At 64.2% G+C, this 17851-nt stretch carries 18 protein-coding genes and 1 pseudogene; 14 read left to right on the forward strand and 5 right to left on the reverse strand.

The annotated features are described in order from the left end of the window. Positions 1–51 precede the first annotated feature (51 nt). Positions 52–258 carry a hypothetical protein gene (locus tag ACFU8Q_RS15430; protein WP_384453181.1) on the reverse strand — a complete coding sequence of 69 codons (207 nt, stop codon included), beginning with the start codon at positions 256–258 and terminating at the stop codon, positions 52–54. 442 nt (positions 259–700) lie between these two features. Between ACFU8Q_RS15430 and ACFU8Q_RS15435 the strand changes: the two genes are divergently transcribed. Next, positions 701–1114 (forward strand): DUF5958 family protein, encoded by a 414-nt coding sequence (locus tag ACFU8Q_RS15435; RefSeq protein WP_384453183.1) that lies wholly within the window; start codon positions 701–703, stop codon positions 1112–1114. 66 nt (positions 1115–1180) lie between these two features. Here ACFU8Q_RS15435 and ACFU8Q_RS15440 read toward each other — a convergent pair whose 3' ends face one another. Continuing rightward, positions 1181–1870 carry a hypothetical protein gene (locus ACFU8Q_RS15440; protein ID WP_384453186.1) on the reverse strand — a complete coding sequence of 230 codons (690 nt, stop codon included), beginning with the start codon at positions 1868–1870 and terminating at the stop codon, positions 1181–1183. Positions 1871–2383: 513 nt separating this feature from the next. Between ACFU8Q_RS15440 and ACFU8Q_RS15445 the strand changes: the two genes are divergently transcribed. Continuing rightward, positions 2384–2710, forward strand: coding sequence for a hypothetical protein (locus ACFU8Q_RS15445; protein WP_384453188.1), 327 nt, complete (start codon positions 2384–2386; stop codon positions 2708–2710). Positions 2711–3052: 342 nt separating this feature from the next. Here ACFU8Q_RS15445 and ACFU8Q_RS15450 read toward each other — a convergent pair whose 3' ends face one another. Then, entirely contained in the window at positions 3053–3808 is a 756-nt protein-coding gene (locus ACFU8Q_RS15450; protein WP_384453190.1) for a GntR family transcriptional regulator, read from the reverse strand. Positions 3809–3886: 78 nt separating this feature from the next. On the opposite strand from ACFU8Q_RS15450, the gene ACFU8Q_RS15455 reads away from it, so the two are divergent. The 4 genes from ACFU8Q_RS15455 to ACFU8Q_RS15470 all read left to right on the forward strand — a co-directional run bounded on the left by ACFU8Q_RS15455 (position 3887) and on the right by ACFU8Q_RS15470 (position 5964). Further along, complete coding sequence (locus ACFU8Q_RS15455; protein ID WP_384453193.1) at positions 3887–4165, forward strand: hypothetical protein; 279 nt, start codon at positions 3887–3889, stop codon at positions 4163–4165. 529 nt (positions 4166–4694) lie between these two features. Then, complete coding sequence (locus tag ACFU8Q_RS15460) at positions 4695–4919, forward strand: hypothetical protein (RefSeq protein WP_384453196.1); 225 nt, start codon at positions 4695–4697, stop codon at positions 4917–4919. Between the two features lie 8 nt (positions 4920–4927). Beyond that, the gene (locus tag ACFU8Q_RS15465; RefSeq protein ID WP_384453198.1) at positions 4928–5659 is read left to right on the forward strand and encodes a GntR family transcriptional regulator; all 732 of its coding nucleotides are present in this window, start codon (positions 4928–4930) and stop codon (positions 5657–5659) included. Next, a complete protein-coding gene (locus ACFU8Q_RS15470) occupies positions 5656–5964 on the forward strand; it encodes a hypothetical protein (RefSeq protein ID WP_384453201.1) in 309 nt (102 codons plus the stop codon). The genes ACFU8Q_RS15465 and ACFU8Q_RS15470 overlap by 4 nt, the downstream gene beginning before the upstream one ends. A 463-nt stretch (positions 5965–6427) precedes the next feature. Here the strand turns inward: ACFU8Q_RS15470 and ACFU8Q_RS15475 are convergent, their stop codons facing one another. Then, positions 6428–6799 carry a GIY-YIG nuclease family protein gene (locus ACFU8Q_RS15475; protein WP_384453204.1) on the reverse strand — a complete coding sequence of 124 codons (372 nt, stop codon included), beginning with the start codon at positions 6797–6799 and terminating at the stop codon, positions 6428–6430. Between the two features lie 360 nt (positions 6800–7159). Between ACFU8Q_RS15475 and ACFU8Q_RS15480 the strand changes: the two genes are divergently transcribed. The 5 genes and pseudogenes from ACFU8Q_RS15480 to ACFU8Q_RS15500 all read left to right on the forward strand — a co-directional run bounded on the left by ACFU8Q_RS15480 (position 7160) and on the right by ACFU8Q_RS15500 (position 14247). After that, positions 7160–10252, forward strand: a complete 3093-nt coding sequence (locus ACFU8Q_RS15480; RefSeq protein WP_384453207.1) for an NACHT domain-containing protein — start codon at positions 7160–7162, stop codon at positions 10250–10252. 277 nt (positions 10253–10529) lie between these two features. After that, positions 10530–11024: pseudogene (locus ACFU8Q_RS15485) on the forward strand (transposase); the annotation flags it as partial. Positions 11025–11248: 224 nt separating this feature from the next. Then, positions 11249–12142 carry a DUF4365 domain-containing protein gene (locus tag ACFU8Q_RS15490; RefSeq protein ID WP_384453209.1) on the forward strand — a complete coding sequence of 298 codons (894 nt, stop codon included), beginning with the start codon at positions 11249–11251 and terminating at the stop codon, positions 12140–12142. A gap of 268 nt (positions 12143–12410) precedes the next feature. Then, positions 12411–12992, forward strand: coding sequence for a DUF4365 domain-containing protein (locus ACFU8Q_RS15495; protein WP_384453212.1), 582 nt, complete (start codon positions 12411–12413; stop codon positions 12990–12992). 43 nt (positions 12993–13035) lie between these two features. Beyond that, positions 13036–14247, forward strand: a complete 1212-nt coding sequence (locus ACFU8Q_RS15500; protein ID WP_384453215.1) for a hypothetical protein — start codon at positions 13036–13038, stop codon at positions 14245–14247. A 425-nt stretch (positions 14248–14672) separates the two neighbouring features. On the opposite strand, the gene ACFU8Q_RS15505 is transcribed toward ACFU8Q_RS15500, so the two are convergent. Then, positions 14673–15137: an NUDIX hydrolase gene (locus ACFU8Q_RS15505; RefSeq protein ID WP_384453246.1), complete on the reverse strand. Its 465-nt coding sequence runs from the start codon at positions 15135–15137 to the stop codon at positions 14673–14675. A gap of 18 nt (positions 15138–15155) precedes the next feature. Between ACFU8Q_RS15505 and ACFU8Q_RS15510 the strand changes: the two genes are divergently transcribed. The 3 genes from ACFU8Q_RS15510 (at position 15156) to ACFU8Q_RS15520 (ending at position 17787) form a co-directional block, all read left to right on the forward strand. Continuing rightward, the gene (locus ACFU8Q_RS15510; RefSeq protein WP_384453217.1) at positions 15156–15935 is read left to right on the forward strand and encodes a GntR family transcriptional regulator; all 780 of its coding nucleotides are present in this window, start codon (positions 15156–15158) and stop codon (positions 15933–15935) included. 139 nt (positions 15936–16074) lie between these two features. Continuing rightward, complete coding sequence (locus ACFU8Q_RS15515; RefSeq protein ID WP_384453220.1) at positions 16075–16431, forward strand: hypothetical protein; 357 nt, start codon at positions 16075–16077, stop codon at positions 16429–16431. A gap of 3 nt (positions 16432–16434) precedes the next feature. Next, complete coding sequence (locus tag ACFU8Q_RS15520; RefSeq protein WP_384453223.1) at positions 16435–17787, forward strand: FtsK/SpoIIIE domain-containing protein; 1353 nt, start codon at positions 16435–16437, stop codon at positions 17785–17787. Positions 17788–17851: the final 64 nt, after the last annotated feature.

A 17851-nucleotide genomic window follows, 5' to 3' on the forward strand; every position in this document is an offset into this window, starting at 1 on the left:
GACGTGAAGTGTCCGTCCGGCGGGCCGCCCCTTCCGTTTGCCCACCGATGTTCAGCCGCGGCGCAGTGCGGCCCAGGTGCCCCATCCCGCCTCGGCCTCCACGGCGTCCCAGACGCCCGGCACCCGGTCCTGCTGGCCATCTACGCCCGCAGTGCGTCCGGTCAGCTCTCCGAACTCAAGAAGCGGATGGAAGCGGGGGAAGACCTCCCCGAGCTGCCCGACGAGGGCCGATAGGGGGCGGGGAACTTCTCCGCGCATTCTCCGTGGCCACCCGTAGGAACCCGGTGACGGCCGGACAGCGCCGGATCGTCCTCGCAGCCGCCCGAGGCCGGTCCGGCACTCACGCGCCCTCTGCTTGCCGCTCTCTAGCGTGCGCCTGACCAGCGAAAAGGCCCTCCGGGGTGGAGGGCCTCAAAGTGGTGCGTGTTGCGCGCCCCCGGCAGGACTCGAACCTGCGGCCAAGCGCTTAGAAGGCGCGTTGCGACTAGAGCACCGTCCACCGGTTGACCTGCGTCAATTCCTCAACTGGGCGCTCCGGCAGGAAGACTTCGACACGGATTCGACAGGCACCCGCTTCCGCCCGACGTCGAGCCCCCTACTGCACTCGTCAGATGGTTGTGCCATCAGGACACGTAAAACTGGGCTGCTCACGGGCGGTCGTGAGCGTAACGTCACCCGGAAACCATGGGGGTGGAAGCCTGTGCTGTACGCGCATGAGGTGATCCTGAACGAGCTGGCGCAGGGGCTCAGACCGACAGCTGAGGGCGTCGAGTGGTTCGAGGGCCTCTCGGAGGACGACCAGCGCAAGATCTTGCACGCGCTGGTGCTGTTCTGTGGGCAGGCCCGTGCTCGCGAGGACGACGTGCCGGAGAGCATTGCGCGTTCTGGCATTCGCCCGACCCACACGCCGGCGGTGATGCTCACGAAGTGGCGCTTCGGGATGGACCAGCTTCCGGCCTATGAACTTGCCAAGTCATTTCGTCTGCTCGTCGCCCTCTTCAGCATCGCCGACACACGCAGGCGGACGCTGTACTGCGCCCGGGGGTGTGGCCACGCATGGCACAATCTGCCGGATCTGCTACAGGGCGCAAATGTGGAGTCGGCTAGCGGCTGACGTGTATGGCTGTCGAGCCCGCCTCGGCGGCCAGGAAGCGCGGCGGAGCCCTGCCCCAAGCGCCAGCTACTCCAACTGAGATACCAGAGCTCCGGCGTAGATCGAGAAGCTTGCGGCCGCCAACAGTAGTTCAACCTCCGCGTCGTAGACGTTTCCTGGGACGAATGCGCTGATCTCTTCGAGATCCATTCCCGCGCCGCGCGCTTGCGTGTTAAGTAGCCCTGCATCTGTGCTTCTGCCGTCAGGACTGGCCACAGCGCCACAGAGCGCGAGAGTGGATGCCGTGACGTTGACGGCCTCCTCCTGAACCCCCTGGATGAGCTGCTTAGCGCCGTCGATGACCCAGTTGTCGAGGACTGTCTCATAGCCGATGCCGCGGACCTCCGCCACCGTGTGGGCCCATAGCAACGTTAGGGAGTGGAAGAGGTAGGTCATCGCCTCATGCATCAGCAGCGGTGACTTGCCGTCCCGCCGGCGTTCCCAATGCTTGTGCCGCTTGCGGTCGCTGAGGTGAACACTCATGCGCCGGTAGTGCTCAACGGCGGTCCAGGCCAACGGTCGGTTGCAGTCGGTGGACCCATCGCCAGCTGCGGCCAAGATGCGCAGCACCATCCCCCAGGCATGAGGGTCCTCACCCAGATCATGAAGTCGAGGGATCAGTTCATCCGAGGGCCAGACAGGGTGGATCCGCTGACACACGATGCAGGTGGCATCGCCGGGGATCGAGAAACCTCTGACGGTCATCGTGATGGGCATGTCGCTTCCTACCACGACTAGGCCAGTGACGGGCAGCCGATGGCAGGGATCATCTGGCCGGATTCTTGGGCTGGTGGGCGGTGCGCCAGCAGGCAGGACTCGACCTACCTTCGAGCGCTGAGACGTGGGCGCACCCATCGAGCCAGGGTCTGAGCACCTGCACCCGCTCCAGTAGCAGGCCTGCGGGACGGCCTTGGCAGGCCTCGTTGCCGACAAGACTGCCGTTATTGCCGTCGACCCACACGGCTCCGGAGACCCCTTGCGACCTTGCCGAACTCGCTGGTGAGGGCCGGGTCAGGATGGAGTCGGCCGGTGCCAGTCCACAGATAGGCCATGAACTCGGATGTCAGTGGAAGAGCCCTGGTACCGGGCAGACTTCCAGCGGCTCATCCGGCTGATCAGCCCAGCGCCACCTGACGTGCCGTCCAGCGCACCCGGACGGAGCCGACCAAGTGGCTGCCGGAAGCGCGCGAGCTGTGGCAGTGTCGTCTCCCTGGGGGAGAGGATTGGCCGGTGACCGATTACCAATGCGGGTCGTGCTCCTATGGGAGCGACGATCTCGATGATCTTCGACAGCACTCGATCCAGACGGGCCACGTCTCGACCGGGCCAACCGAAGTCAAGTCCGGCAAAGGCAGGGTCGTGGCTGGGATCGGCGTCGGCCTTCTAACCGTCGCCACTGGGGTCTTCGCCTGGAACTACAAGACACTCCAGTACAAGGCACTCCAGTCTCTGGCTGCCGGACTGGTGGTACAGGTAGCGGAGTTGGCAGCGGAGAACGAGTACCTGAAGTCTGCCAGCGGCGCAGGGAAGACGCTCTATAGCTATCGCAAACGCTGAGTGAGGGCAGAAGCGAGCCTGCACTCCCGGCGCCGACAACTTCCAGCAGGCATCCGGCTCCGATTGGGCATCCTTAGTTACCCCGTCCCTTTGCGTGCCGCACCCTTGTTGTTGAGGTCTGCCGGGCTGGTCGCCCGTGTGCCTGCGGTTGGTGACGACCGGCTGCGGTTGCGGTGATTGCTGTACTTCGCTGCAGTACAGCAGAGCAGATTGACCACCGCCTTAGGAGTTCGGTCTACGCCCGTCTGTGACGCTGTAGTCGGCTGGTCCGGCGGCCGCCCAAGGGTGCTGTTGTGTGCCGCCGTCCGGCCTCGTTGATGTCAGCGTTGGATGTCACCGCGACTATCGGTTGATCGGGATCTCATAGACGATCTCGCAGTGAGCTGCGGGCACCACGATGTCCGCCGTCTCCACGGGCCGACCGTCGTCGCTGTAGTACGTCCGCCGGATGTGCGTGACGAGCGCCGCCTTCTGGACACCGAGCAACGACGCCTCCTCGGCAGTCGCCTGCCTCGGTTCCGGCTGCTCCACGGCATGGCTGACCGTGATACCGATCGCTGCCATTCGGTTCACTACGCCCGCTCCCGCGTGGGGGCCTCCTTCGGGGAGGACGACGAGAGTGCCGGCGGTGAGGTCGTACGGTTCCCAACTCGTCGACAACTGCACTGGCCTGCTGTCCGCCAGGAACTCGTACGTCGTGCGTACGCACAGCTCGCCCTCGGCGATCCCGAGTCGCGTCGCAATGTCTGAGGGGGCCGGCACTTTGGCGTCCGTCCGGCTCTCCCAATCCCCTTGTCTGCCCACGGCCTTCATGTCGGCGCCGAAGGGCGACCCGGTCGGCTGCTCGCGCGCCGATGACCGCACCATCCGCACCCGCTGTCTGGGCTCGGCGACGTAGGTGCCCGACCCGGCGCGGCCCTCCAGTACGCCTTGGGAGATCAGCAACTCCTGCGCCCGGCGGACCACGTTCTCGCCCACGCCGCACTCCTGGCCGATCTGGGTGCGGGAGGGCAGGCGGTCTCCCGGCTCCCACACGTGCTCCACGATCCGCCGCCGGAGTTCGTCGGCGATGCGGAGATAGGGCGGCTGCTCAGACATATGGAAAATCTAGTCCACTAGCTCTAGTCTAGTTAACTAGCTTCACTGAAAGTGATTGCCGGTGACGGAGGCTGCCCTGTGCCCGCTTCGGGAGTTAGCGCGGCGGCCATCGCTGCCCGACTGTCCGCCCTCGGGCTGTCCACGCGAACGGAGGAACACCGCCGGCACACGTCGGTGGAAGCGGAGGTGCCCGATGCGCTCTCCGCCGAGTCATGGCGGGAGGTCCTGGACGCGGTGGCTGAGGCCGATCGATTCGGGCTCCTCGCCACCAGCTTGAACGGCCGCACTTTATGGGCGGTCGTACGCAAAGCGGTCCCCACGACGGGCGATGTCGGGGGACCGAGCTATCAGCGATAGGAGCTGAACAGCGTGCTCAACCGTATCCGCCGCGCTTTCTTCCTCACCAGGGCGCGGTACTCCTCAAGAGGCAGGCACCGCCGTGCGTTAACGCCCTCCTGTCCTCCGGCGTCTCCTTCCGCCTCCCATGAATCCGTTGGCGTGTCGACTCTCTTCCTGGACCGGGCAGTCGCCGGTGCGGCGCCCCACCGAAATCCGCTCATGGGGGAGGATGTCGCACTCGTCCGCCCGTACGTGATGGTGTCGGAAAGACGTGTTCGGACCCGCTCGGTGGTCATCGCTCCTCACCTGCCGTCGGGCGCCTGGTCGTCTCTCACGGGGGGCTGCTGATGCCGCCTCGTCGACAACTGCACATCTCGGATACCTCGGCCGTCCCCTACCGCTCGACCGCTTGCAGGATCGGCACACACTCCTCCTGCACGGAGTCCTCCCCGGCCTCGGTACCAGCCGACCTCCCGGTGATCTGCGAAGCGTGTGCCTGTCCGTGCCACTCGTCTGCCGGCCCCTCCATGCCCACGGACGTGGCTCGGTGAGCGCCTGGGCCCCCGGCGGTGCGCTGGTCTCCAGCATCGAGATCACCGCGGCCACCGTCCAACGCGGTGACGTCATCCAACTTGGCGGCCACGCCTGCCGGGTGGGAGACCTCTTCCAGCTTCCCCAGGGAGCGAAGCAATCGATCTTCGAGTCGGGCGAGCTGCTGACCATGCACGCGCGTACCCGGCTCGTCGCCGTGCGCATGCTGAGAAGACGGTGACTGGCTCCATGCGCTCACGCCACCACGACATCGCCGACGACCTCCGGCAGCAGATCGCCACGGGCGGTATTCAGCCCAGCGAACGTCTTCCGTCCGAAGCCGACCTTGCCGACCGGTACAAGGTCAGCACGGTGACCCTGCGAAGAGCCCTCGCCGTGCTCCAGGGTGAAGGCCTTGTTGAGAAGATCCACGGCAAAGGCAACTTCGCCCGTCGCCCTCCCCGCAAGATCTTGTACGTCGGCGGCTGGGGCACCCTGGACCCGTGGACCGCCGCCGAGCCGGCATCGCGCGTCACCGTCCGCAGCACCACCGTTCAGGCCCACGCGCACCTCACGACCCTGTTGAAGGTGCCCATGGGCAGCCCCATCGTGGAGACCACCTGCATCAGCCACGAAGGGGAGTCTCCGCACGGCCTGGCGCGCATCTACATGCCGCGCGACCTGGTCCCGGCCGGAGTGCTCGATGACGGCTTCCCGTGCAGCCAGGCAGTCACAAGATTCGCCGTCTTGGGCCCGCCGCCGGCCGCTCTCCGAGAGACAGTGTGCGCTCGCCCTCCGACGCTGGACGAAGCATCGGCCCTCCGGATCGGCCGCGCGTCGGTCGTCCTCTCCATCACCCGCATCGCCACCGACTCCGCCGGCCGCGTCGTCGAAGCCACGCTCCTGGCATTCCCGGGAGATCGCGTAGACGCCGTCTTCACCACCCACCACGTGATCGACGAGAGGCAGACGCAAGGATGACAGCGCCGAATGAACTGCGGCTCCTCCCGTGGTCGGGTCCAGAAGGCAAGCCCTGCTACCTGAGCACCGACGACCGGGGCGGCTACATGTCCCGCCTGGCGGACAACATCGAAGCGGTCCAACTCGGAACGGCGGCCGAGCTGCTGCAACAGGCCTCCGAAACCTTCGACGACCAGGATGCGGCCCTTGACGAGATGCGGCACCTGGCCAAGGAGCTGGCCGGGGCTCTGCGGGACATCCTCCGCGTCGCAACTAGCCGCGGCCACGTCCTGGCGGTGAGCGAACCGCGTGAGCCCGCCTACTGATCTACGCTCCCGCTGACCTGCACAGCAAGAGAAGCCCGCGGCTCTGACCAGCTCAGACGTCGTGGGCTTCTGGCGTTGTCTGCCGACTTCGGCTGACCTTGGACAGCCCAGGACCGCTTCGTCCCGAAGCAACTTGAGTGAGCGCTCGGCCTTGGTCCCGGTGCACTCCGAGTTGGTGCGATCGTCCTTCGGTGTGCACGGACGTCCGCCGCTGTCCGGCTGAGTTGTCACACAGTTAGACACTCACCTGGCAGGCCCCGCGTTCGGTTGTGGCATGCGTCCAAAGAGCCCGCGGAGCGCCACTTCTTCTTGCCCTGGTCTTGCCGGGGATCTCGGGGAGCTGCGTTTTGGCTGGTCCGGCCGGTGTTCATGAGCGGCTGAGCGGTTGTCATTGGTCACTGTCGAGCGACCTAGGACGGTCCAGGGACAGCCCAGGCAACGGCCCGGCGGCCCGTTCGGCGGCCTACGAACCGATGGGCAACTCTCGTGCTCGCTGGCGTGCTTGGGCTCGTAGCTCCTTCAGGCGACTGTGGAACGTGTTGTGGCGGTTCTGGTCGAGGTTCAGCGGCAGGTTGAGTTGGGAGATGAACTGTGACTCCAGGACCCATGGTTCGCTCTGCTCGATCCAGCACACCCGCGCGTTGTCCGCCATCCACTGGCTGAGGGTGGCTTCGCCAGCCTTGCCGAAGGTCATCCGCTTGCCGCTGCCCACGCGGCGCAGCTCGAGTCCGAGCAGGCAACCGAGGGTGAGCCGCAGCGTCGAGCCGGCCGCGTTGCCCCGGTAGTGGTAGCGCACCCGCGTACGCAGGTTCTGGGTACTGGTCCGGTTCGCCATGTACCGCGGGGCTATCCCGACGTATAGCAGGCGCCCGGCGTCTAGGTCCGGGTGGGGCGCCTGCTTGAAGTGCCACCCGTAAACCCCTGCGGTCGCCGGGACGGGGCTCGGACGAACCAAGACCTCCTGCGCCGCCCACAACTGATCGGGGTTGATGAGAGCGGTAGCTTCCACGACACCTCCAGGTGCGCGCGACGGCTGGTCGGCGCAGGCTACTGGTCGCCGCTGACAGAACGTCCCTCGCCTACGTAGCTGCGTGACATCAGCTTGGGAAGGCGGAGCGCTGCCTTGTAAGCCTGGCGCCGTTCGCGAACACGTCGATTGCCCACGTCAGCCCGAGGATTCGAGCACAATGGCCGGATGACACCACGCTCCTCGACCGGCGGCGCCGCCAGCGCGGGCGGCGTCGGCTTTGAAGCCCGCATAGCGGCTTGGCTTGCCGCTCACGCGGTGGCGGGCCGGACATTGGCACTCGGATTGCCAGGCGGCTCGCTAATCACCGCGATTGGGGGGCAGACTGGCCTTGGCATGGACGACATGGGTGCTCTGCTAGCAAACGGCGGCAGAGTTCTCATTCAGGCAAAAAAGGGGCTAAGCGGGTCGGCTTCCCTTAGGTCTGCCATTGGGCAGGCCGTGGCCGCGTTCTGTGCTGGGTTCGAGGAAGCTGCGGGTACTTCGCGACCGCTGGATCCGCGACGCGACCTGCTGGCCATCGTGACCGATCCCTCCGCCCCCGCAACGATGCGGGTTGACCTTTCCACGGTCACTCTGCGGCTCACGGCACTACCGGAGGAATTGCCGTTCGAGCACGCCGCGCGCAATTCGCGAGAGAAGCACGCCCTGGACGAGCTTCTTGGACAGGTGGAGTCCGAATGGGAGGACCTAAACGGGCAGGCCCCAACTGAGCAAGAAGTGAGGGCTTTGCTGCAGATGCTGCGCGTGCTTGTACTGGATCTTGGCGACAACGGGCCGGACCGGAGCTCTGCCGAGTTGCTGCTAGGCACAGCACTGGCAGATCCGTCGACCGCTCGGACAGCCTTCGAGCGCCTTTGTCATCTCGGTTTGCATCTTGCCGAAAGGCAGATGTGGTATCCGGTCGACAGGCTGTACGCCTACCTAGCTCCACAGGCTGCACCAGAGCGCGAACCGTGGATCGGTCAGTATTTTAAGGCGCTTCGGGACTCGTCGATCACTCATTCCTACCCCGCCCCGGTTGGCCGTTCGTCTCCGCCGCCGCTTATGGACCTATTCGTAACCCAGCAGGTTCGCCTGAAGTCCGGATCCAGCACCTCGCCGTTCAAAGTTGCCTTGTCGGTTCTCGATCACGACGCCCCCATCACCGTTCTGATAGCCGGACCAGGCGGCGGCAAGAGCACACTGCTGCAGCGTCGTCTACTAATGGCGTCCGAGCGTTGGTGGGACAGAGCGGCTGAGACAGATGCCGGGGTTCCAGTCCTGCTTCGTGCTGGCACGTTGACCGAGGAGAAAATCCTGCCACGGCTCCTCGCTGACGCCACTGACAGGACGTTCAGCCATGTGCTGCGTACCTCGCCGACGGAGGAGGCGTTTGGCAAACCGCCGTATCCCGACGGAGTCTGGTTGGTCATGGTGGACGGTATCGACGAGATCGCCGACCGTAGCGTACGCGTGAAAGTGCTGGAGCGAATCGCCAGGTTCAGTGCATCGTGGCCTGATCGCTATCGCTTTGTCGTGACGACGCGTCCGCTGCCTGGTGTCGAGCTCAACAGCTTGGGCGCCGATACAGCGCACTTCGAGCTCCAAGCTTTCAGCGCAGAGAATCTCCGAGATTACGCGGCAGCATGGTTTGGCAGCGACGAACTGGCTGGCCGTTTCATTGCCTCGCTTCGAGGTACCCGGCTCGAGGTCTTGGCCCGAACGCCGCTGGTATCGTTCATGCTCTGCCAGATCTACGCGGCAAATCCTGGGGCCCGACTTCCGGAAGGTCGTTCACAGATCTACGAGGCTTTCGTCGACCTGATCTGGGAAAGCAACAGTCACAAGAGGGTCAGGGAGATCCACGATCAGGCGATCGCCGCTCTGCTGGAGCCTATGCAGGACAGCGGGGCCCGGCGGGATGCTGAAGCCGCAGCCCAGCACGCTCGCAACTGCTTGCAGGACTTGGTCGGTTTCCTGGCGCTGGCACGGCTTCTCGGCGATAAGCGGCCGACAGCGGAGGTAATGGCCGCTCACGTCGAGATACCGCGCCCAGACCGTGTGAAGACGCATGCCTGGGATGCGTTCCTTGGCGAATTGCTGCACTCCACGGGTCTGGTGGCGCATAGCGATGAAACGGACGACTACGAGTTCCTACACCAAACTCTGATCGAGTACCTCGCTGCCCGCCACGAGCAAGATCCCGCCGAGGTAGCACGCGCCCAGCTGCGCGTATACGCGGAACCCGCAGCGTCACGTCCCAAGTCGGCGCTCTTTGACAGGTCTTACCTAGCGTTTCTTATCGACGTCACACCAAACCGCCTGGCAGACGACCTTTCGCCGTTCGCACGGGGTGACTTTGGCCACGGCGGCGACTTCATCGTCTCTCTGGCCATCATGGGTACCGATCTGTCGTCGGCAACAATCAACTCCACCTGCGCGGCACTCGACCGACGCGCAAGAGACAATGGCGTTGCCGCCATGGCCCGGGTGCAGGCCGCGAGCGGTCTGCACGATCTGGGCGACCGGCGCGGGCTGGAACTTCTCAATGAGTTGGCAAATGATCACCGCGTTGTCGGGAAAGCGCGGTTCGCTGCTGCTCGACATCTCCGAGATGTAAGCGACCCACGTGGCTTGCAATTTCTGCGGTCTCTCAGCCGCGATGTGGCGCTGGACATCCCTACTCGCATCAGGAGCTTCGCGGCCCTGGGGCAGGCCGCAGATCAGGAATCGGCCGATGTTCTGAACTCGGTCGCTGGCGACCTACATGAAACTGAGACGATTCGGTTGCAGGCCGACAACGTGTTGCTTCAAATGGGTGACACTCGAAGTCGCGCACGGCTCAACATCATGCTTGCTGACGATAACCTCAGCAAGCGTCGACGCGCACAGGTAGTGCGGCTCCTCGCCGCAGCCGGAATTCTAGACGACGTGAACGTGTTCGGCGGAATGGTTGACGACACTCGACTTGACGAATCGACCCGGCTTTGGGCAATCGGCATGCTGGAACGGATTGGGGGCCAGCAGGCGTTCAGTCGCCTATACGAATTGGCTCGTCGTCATACGGCCTGGTACTCCGCAGAAGAGCGAAGAGTAGAGGAGGTTGTCCGTAAGCACGCGATTAAGGCTCTGGGAGCATGTAGCAGTCCCTTGGTCAACCGATATCTGCTCGCCCTCATGGAAGACCGCGACGTCCCGAAACCACGGCAGCACCAGGCAGCCACCCTCCTTCGTCAACGCGTGGCACTCCGCCAGGCCTCATCTACCCGCGTGGTGTAAGAGGGTTCTGGCAGTGCACGCCATCTATCACCTGGTCCGGGGTCGGCGGGCTGGCCCTGGAGACGTCTACGCATGTAGAGGGCGTGGCTAGCTTCCTACAGATGATCTTTGCGTGGTGTCGCGCGCTGGCACGCCACGAGCGCAGGTCAGCAACCTGCCATCGGCGACATCACGTACGGAACCTCAGTAGACACTCAGCGCTGCTGCCCTTCATACGCGGAAACTCGGTTATGGGCGCCCACAAGGCCCGCCGCGTACTTTCCCGCCGGCGCCGGGCTGGTCGCCGGACGGACACCGCGTCAAAGCGGAACTCGACTACGGCCGCGGACCAGAGAAGACCTGGGTCTACGGCGGCCTCCGCGTCCGAGATGGGCAGCAGGTCACCATGACCGCGTCCTCCCGCAACAGCATCTTCTACCAGCAGTTCTTACAGAGGCTTGAGCAGGCGAACCCAGTCGGTGACATCTACGTAGTCACCGACAACCTGTCGTCACACAACAGCCTGTCCACCCGGACCTGGCTCGAGGACCACCCCCGCATCCGGCACGTCTTCATTCCCGTCGGCGCGTGCTGGCTCAACCTCCAGGAAGGCTGGTGGCGCATCTTCCGCAAAGCCGCCCTCACTGGCCAAACCTTCGCCGGACCCGACGAGATCACCCAGGCCACCACACTCGCAACAGTCCAGCTCAACTCCCGTGCCAGGCCCTGGATCTGGGGCAGACCCGCCCCGCCCACCCGACACCTACGCCGCCGGTATATCTACTACCTTTAAGGAATCCAGCACTAGGGTCCGGCTCTGGGCGGTTCGTCCGAGTCATAGGTGGCAAGACGGTCGGCCACCGTCGCAGTCTCCATCCAGGGTCACCGCTTGCAGGTGCTCTTGCTCAGGAACGGCCCCCGCAACCGCCCTGTGACAGGCACGATGAAGCAGGGCGTCGGTTGAGGTGACGCTGCCGGCTGGGAGAGGCGCACGCAACGTGGCTAGGGGGCAGAGCAATGAAGGTAAGGCCCACACAGCAAATCGAACGCGCTGGTGTGTCTTGGATAGAGCACCTAGTCGTCGGTGAGTTGGGCTGGTTGTTCCGGCAACAAGAAACGGCCGATTTCGGGATTGATGCCCAGCTTGAGATTGTCGACGCCGAAACGTCCAAGGCGACGGGCAGGCTTCTAGGTGTGCAGATCAAGTCTGGCCTCAGCTACTTCGAAAAACCAGCAGATGGTGGTTGGTGGTTCGCATGCGGTGCTCACCACGTCTCTTACTGGATTGGGCATTCACTTCCAGTCGTGGTAATGCTTTATCACCCGACAAGGAAAACGGTTTACTGGCAGCACGTCAACGATCAAACTGTGCAGTCGACAGGAAAAAACGCCAAAATCCGGATCCCTCGTTCTCGGAATCTAGCGTCGCACTCATCCCAGGCGCTTCGCTCAGTGGCGCGCTCCGCATCTGAGGTGCCCGCCCTCGAAGACTGGGCGTTCGCGCCCCCTGTTAGGGAGCCTCAGCGCTCAGCCTACTTCGAGCACCTGCTGTCTGCGCAATTATGCGCGATGGTGCCAGGCGCCGTCGTGGATAAACATCAGCATGACCACTACCCCTTCGACCTGACTCTGTGGGCGCAGGATGCCCGAGGTTGTGAAATAGGAGTGAGGGTTGCCTTGCAGGGCTCGTCGTCCGGAGTACGAAGACTTGCCACTGAATATCGGAGCGCCATGATGCCGCTCGTTATCTTCTACACGGGAACTCAGGATATTGGCGAAGTGACTCGGCGGCCGAATGACGACGTAACGCCTCCCATTCACGTTGTAGCCTGGCGAGAAGGCGGCCTAGGGAAAGCGTTGCAGGATTCGATCGCAGATGCCATTGAATGGTCGAGAAAGCTGTGGGCTTGACGAGGGCGAACATCATGCCTCCACGGGTGGTGGCGTCAGACTGGCCCAGGCCAACGAGGCCCATCTAGCTGAAACGGCGGGGTTCTTGGGTGAACCAACCGGCCAGCAACCCTGAGACGCCGCTCGGTGGTCGATCGGTGCAGACCTACCCCTTGTCAGTGGCTCGTACTAGTGTGCGAGCGTGTTGCTGGAGGACTGATGCGATCTACTCGTGAACACCCAGACTGATCTATCCTGTTGCTCTCTGTACTCAGGCGGGGGGCTGCCAGTGGTGGAACTGGTCGGCACGGGCGGGATCGGCAGGCCCCGTACGAGCCATATCGAAGCTGTGGATCCGTTGACCGTAACGGACATGATGGAGCAGCTTCAGCAGGGCTACATGGCGAGCGTGGCCGCGACGGCCGGCTGCACCATGGAGCTGGTCAGCAAGGACAAGTGGGGCGTTGATGTCCAGCTGATCCGGCCGCCGCGGACTGCACTTGATGAAGAGACCATGGTGTTGGCACAGCTGAAGTGCACTACTCAAACTGTGCCAGATCGCGCCAAGGAGTTCTTTAGCTACCAGTTCACCAAGCGTCAGTACTTCGATCATCTGGCCAAGCGCAGAGGTTACCTGAAGGCCATCCTGATCGTTATGACGACGTCGCCACGCCAGCGAGAATGGACTGAAGCGAGTCATAGTGGGCTGGTGACTAGGCGTGGCTGCTACTGGGCATACCTAGAAGGTATGGAGGTGGACTCCGAGGTAAAGAAGCCGACGGTTCGCATTCCGACCAAGAATTTGATGGATGCCGCAGCGCTGACGACGATTCTGGACAGGGCCGATAGGGGTGAATCACTAAATGGCTGAACGGTCGAGCGTGACTATCCCTGCGAAGGTAGACCCAGGGAAGTTGACGGGCCTGCTGGAGGAAGTTGGCTGGCGTCCGGTTGGCGGGCGGCGCGGCATTTACATGCGTTACCTGCCGCCCGGTATCGACGATTCTCAAGGCGTGTCAAGCCTGACCGTTCCTCTTGATTCGCAGGCGCCCGAATTTGTTGATGCAATGAGATCTGCATTGCTTGTAATCTCAGAAGACAGTGACTCTTGGGTGCGATTTATCTATCCGCGCCTGGTCGTTGACGTCTCTGATGAATTTAGATTTCGCCGAGAATCATCAGCGCCAAGTGGTTTCATTGATTGGCGTAGCGGTGAAAAGCTGATTGAGTCAGCTAGGAGGACTCTTGTTGCTGGTGCCAAATACTTCCTGAGCCCTGGTCGGCATTTTGTGAACCGGAACGGCAGGTTCGCCGGGCGTTACCTTGACCAAGTTCTCATGGGGCAGACTGCTCCGGGGAGTTACATCGTGACTGCCTACGCTCCGCCGAACGCGGATATTCCCCTGTCCGCTGGCGAGGTGGCGAGCCTGCCCGATGTGAGTGTGGCTCACGCGCGCCAGGTCTCTCAAGCCGTGGTCCGTGCGGTGGAGGCTACGGCTGAAGCGGTCGAGCACTACAAGTACAGCGGATCCCTTTCAGGATTCGAAGCTGGAGTTTCTCGCGGCATTTCATACGAGATGACGCAGGCCCTCCTGGGGATTGCCGCAAACTCGAATGGAGCCGATATAACGGTGGATTGGGACTCCAATATTGGGTCCACGACGCCGGAATCGGCGCATTTCGAATTCAGCGGCTCGGATGCGGAGCCTCTGAGTAAGGCGGCGATTCGCCTTGCGGAAGATAAGTCGTCGCGCATGGTGACTTTGATTGGGCGTGTGCACCTGTTGGCCAAGAAGCAGGCGGGGAGCCCAGGGGTGTTTGGTGTTGAGGCTCTGACTTCTGGGGCAGTCAAGAAAGTGCGTGTTCGTCTAGCTGACGAAGAGGATTACCACGAGGCAATTCGTGCGCATGAAGAAGATTTGGCTGTCCAAGTTTCCGGGAAGTTGGAGAAAGAGGGAAATCTAAGTTGGCTTTATAATGCCACTGTAATCCGAACCCTTGGTCATGTCGACGAATATCAGCAACGACGTGGGCGAGGGTCTGAAGTTTCGGTTGGGCAGATTGATATTTTCGGTGGCGTAGTTGCCAGCAGTGTTGAACAAGCTCGGAACGAGTCGAGTTCGTAGGGGGGTCAGACGGCGGATGTCATCACCCACCACTAGCCCAGCTGCCATCCCGTCCGCCTTCGACCCACACGTCGTGGAGCGGGCGTGGTTCAGGGCGTCAAGGTGGAGCGCGCCACTGTACGAACGACCTTGACGCCCTGGGCCGCGACTGCTCGGCTCTGCCTGGGTCGGAGGTGGTCGGGATGGCAGCCCACAACGCACACCACGAATTTGCCGGCACCTGCAAACGGCGCCTGATCCATCCCGGAGTCTGAGCGCCCCCGCCGGAGGCATCTCCTTGATCCGCGGATGAATTTGTCGCTTCCGCCCGCAGCACGTAGCGCGCCGCCTGGCGCGGCCAGCCGGGGCGGAGACAGAGGCAGGCCGCGCCGCTGAGGCGGCGCGCGCCCGCGCCGTGCGCGGGTCTTGATGGAGTAGGGAAAGTCTTATCCCGCTGGGATGAGCTGCTTGCCGTCGTGGCTTCGTACGTGGGGGCCGTTGTCGTCCAAGGCGTCCAGAAGCCTGATCGCGTAGACCTCGGACATGCGGGCACTGACCTCGTTGGGCGTGAGCCAGGAGACGGCTGTCGACTCGCTTGATGTGCGCTCGGTGCCGCCGGAGGGTTTGCAACGGAAGACGAGGGCCACGATGCCTCGGGTCGTGTTCTTGTAGACGCCGGTGAGTTCGTCCACCTCGACGTGGATGCCTGTCTCTTCCCAGACTTCGCGGGTGACGCCGGCCTCCGGGGTTTCGTTGAGTTCGAGTACGCCGCCGGGGAGTTCCCATGTGCCGTTGTCGGCTCGGCGGATCGCCAGGAGGCGTCCGTCCTCGCGCACCACTACCCCGGCTACGGATACGGAGTGCAGGGGCGGCGACGTTGCTTCCTGTGGTTGACTCATGTACAGGAGCATAGGAGGCATGGAAGGACTATGGGAACTGCGGTAGAGGGGGGCAGGTCCGGGCCTCGGTACGTGCAGATCGCGGACGAGATCGTGCAGCAGATCAGGGCTGGTGTGCTCAAGCCTGGCGACATGGTGCCGAGTGAGTCTGAGCTGGTGGAGCGCTATGGCGTGTCCGGCGGCACGATCCGTAAGGCCATGGTCGAAGTGCGGGCGAGCGGGCTCGTCGAGACCCGGCACGGCAAGGGCTCGATCGTGAAGGACCGGCCGCCGGTACGGCACCGTTCTTCCGACCGCTTCCGGCGCTCGCTCCGCCAGGGCGGCAAGGCTGCGTACCTCGCGGAGTCCGCGCAGTCCGGCGCCACTGCCAAGGTGAGCGTCCTTTACATCGGGCCCATGGAGGCCCCCGCGGACGCTGCCCAGCGACTAGGCGTCTCTGCCGGCACTCAGGTCCTCGCCCGGCGACGCCTCTACTTCCGCAACGGGACCCCGGTCGAGACCGCCTCCTCGTATCTCCCGTGGGACGTGGTGAAGGAGATCCCGGAGCTGTTCGCTGAGAACCCTGGTGGTGGTGGCATCTACGCCCGACTCGAAGACCACGGGCATGAGTTCGCTGAGTTCGTCGAGACGTTGCAAGCCCGGCCGGCCTCCAAGGCGGAAGCCACCGAGCTGGCGCTCAGTCCGGGTGCGCCGGTGGTTCACCTCATCCGGGAGGCCCGTACGACGACCGGCCTCGTGGTCGAGGTGTGCGACACGCTCATGGCTGCTGACCAGTTCGTTTTCGAGTATCGGATCCCGGCTGGCGACTGACGCCCGTTCAACTTCCTGCAACCCGTCGTGACTTCGATGTCGCGGCGGGTTGACTCATGTATAGGAGTGAGGCACTCTTCTTCATGTCACTCATATACATGAGTGACGGAGTTCGGCATCTATAGAGGAGTGATCCGCTGTGCGTCAGATCCCTGTCGACACCTCCGCCGCGACCGTGATGGTCGCCAAGACCCCGCAGCCAAAGGTGAAGGACCGCCGTACCGGCGAGATCGCCACCGACGCCGAGACCGGCGCGCAGCTGATGACCGTGGACGTGATGTTCGCGGCCAACAACGAGGTGGAGATCCTTTCCGTCACCGTTCCGGAGACCGGTATCTCCGGTGACCTGACCATGGGCACCCCGGCCGCGCTCACGGGGCTGATCGCCCGGCCGTGGGAGAGCGAGTTCAACGGCCAGAAGCGGCACGGCATCGCCTTCCGTGCCGTTGCCGTCACCTCGCTGGCAGCAACAGGCACGGGCTCGAAGGCGGCCTGAGCCATGACGTGGCCGACGGTCTTACTGCTGCTGGTCGTCGCCACTGCGGGTCTCCTGCGGTGGCGGCGTCCCGCCTGGTACTGGCTGACCTTCGGGGTCACCTTCGCTGTCGTGCGCGTCCTGGTCCGCTACGCCTCCGTCATGGAGGCTTGCGGGCTGACGGTCCCGCCTTCGCGTTGGCGGCTGATGCTGGCCCTAGCCAGCCGACCGGCGCCGGAATCCCGCGCACCACGCATCCTGCGGCTGTGGCCCACCCACACAGGCCTGGTCCTCAGACTCAAACTCCGCCCGGGACAGGACGCCTTCGACATCGCCGCCGCCTCTGACCGGCTGCGCCACTCCTTCGGGATGTACGGCGTGACCTCCCGTGAGTTGCGCTCGGGTGTGGTCGAGATCCGGATGACCGGCTACGACGTACTCAAGCGGGTGCACATGCCGGCCAAGACCGACACCCGACCGATGCGTATCCCGGTCGCGCTGCGGGAGGACGGCTCGGTTCACTACCGCGACTACCGCGCCGTCCCGCACGGTCTGACCCTCGGCGCCACGGAGTCCGGCAAGTCCGTCTACCAGCGCAACCTCGTCGCCGGGCTTGCCCCGCACCACGTCGCGTTGGTCGGCATCGACTGCAAGCAAGGCGTCGAGCTGTTCCCGCTGGCACGCCGGTTCTCCGCGCTCGCCGACAACCCCGACACCGCATTGGAGCTGCTGGAGGCGCTGGTGTCCCACATGCAGGACGTGTACCAACTCATCCGCGCCGAGCAGCGGGTCAGCGTCGCCGTGCCGGATGCGGAGATCGCCGCCGACATCTGGGACTTGCCCGAGGATCTACGGCCGGTTCCGGTCGTCGTCCTGGTCGACGAGGTCGCCGAACTCGCCCTCTTCGCCAACAAGGAGGAAGAGAAGCGGCGGGACCGGATCATCACCGCTCTGGTCCGCCTCGCCCAACTCGGCCGCGCGGCCGGCGTCTACCTGGAGATCTGCGGGCAGCGCTTCGGCTCCGAACTCGGCAAGGGCATCACGATGCTCCGGGCCCAGCTCACCGGCCGCACCGCGCACCGCGTCAACGACGAGACGTCCGCGAACATGGCTTTCGGCGACATCGCGCCGGACGCTGTACTCGCTGCCATCCAGATTCCTGCCGAGACGCGCGGCATCGCCATCGCCGGGGACTCCACCGGCGGCTGGCACCGCATCCGCGCCCCGCACACCTCGCTGCGCCAGGCCGTGAACGTCTGCAACAAGCACGCCGACCGCACCCCCGAGCTGCCCGCCCTCGCGCCCTTCCGGCCCGCGGTCGCCCCGCTGCACTCGGCCCGTGTGCCGCTGTCCAAGACAGCCCCCGCAACCGCCTGACACACCACCCCTCCCACGGTCGGCGCGACCGCCCTTCGCGCCGGTTCCCTACCCCCGCCATGCC

Source organism: Streptomyces sp. NPDC057543 (assembly GCF_042801895.1).
Classification (GTDB): domain Bacteria; phylum Actinomycetota; class Actinomycetes; order Streptomycetales; family Streptomycetaceae; genus Streptomyces.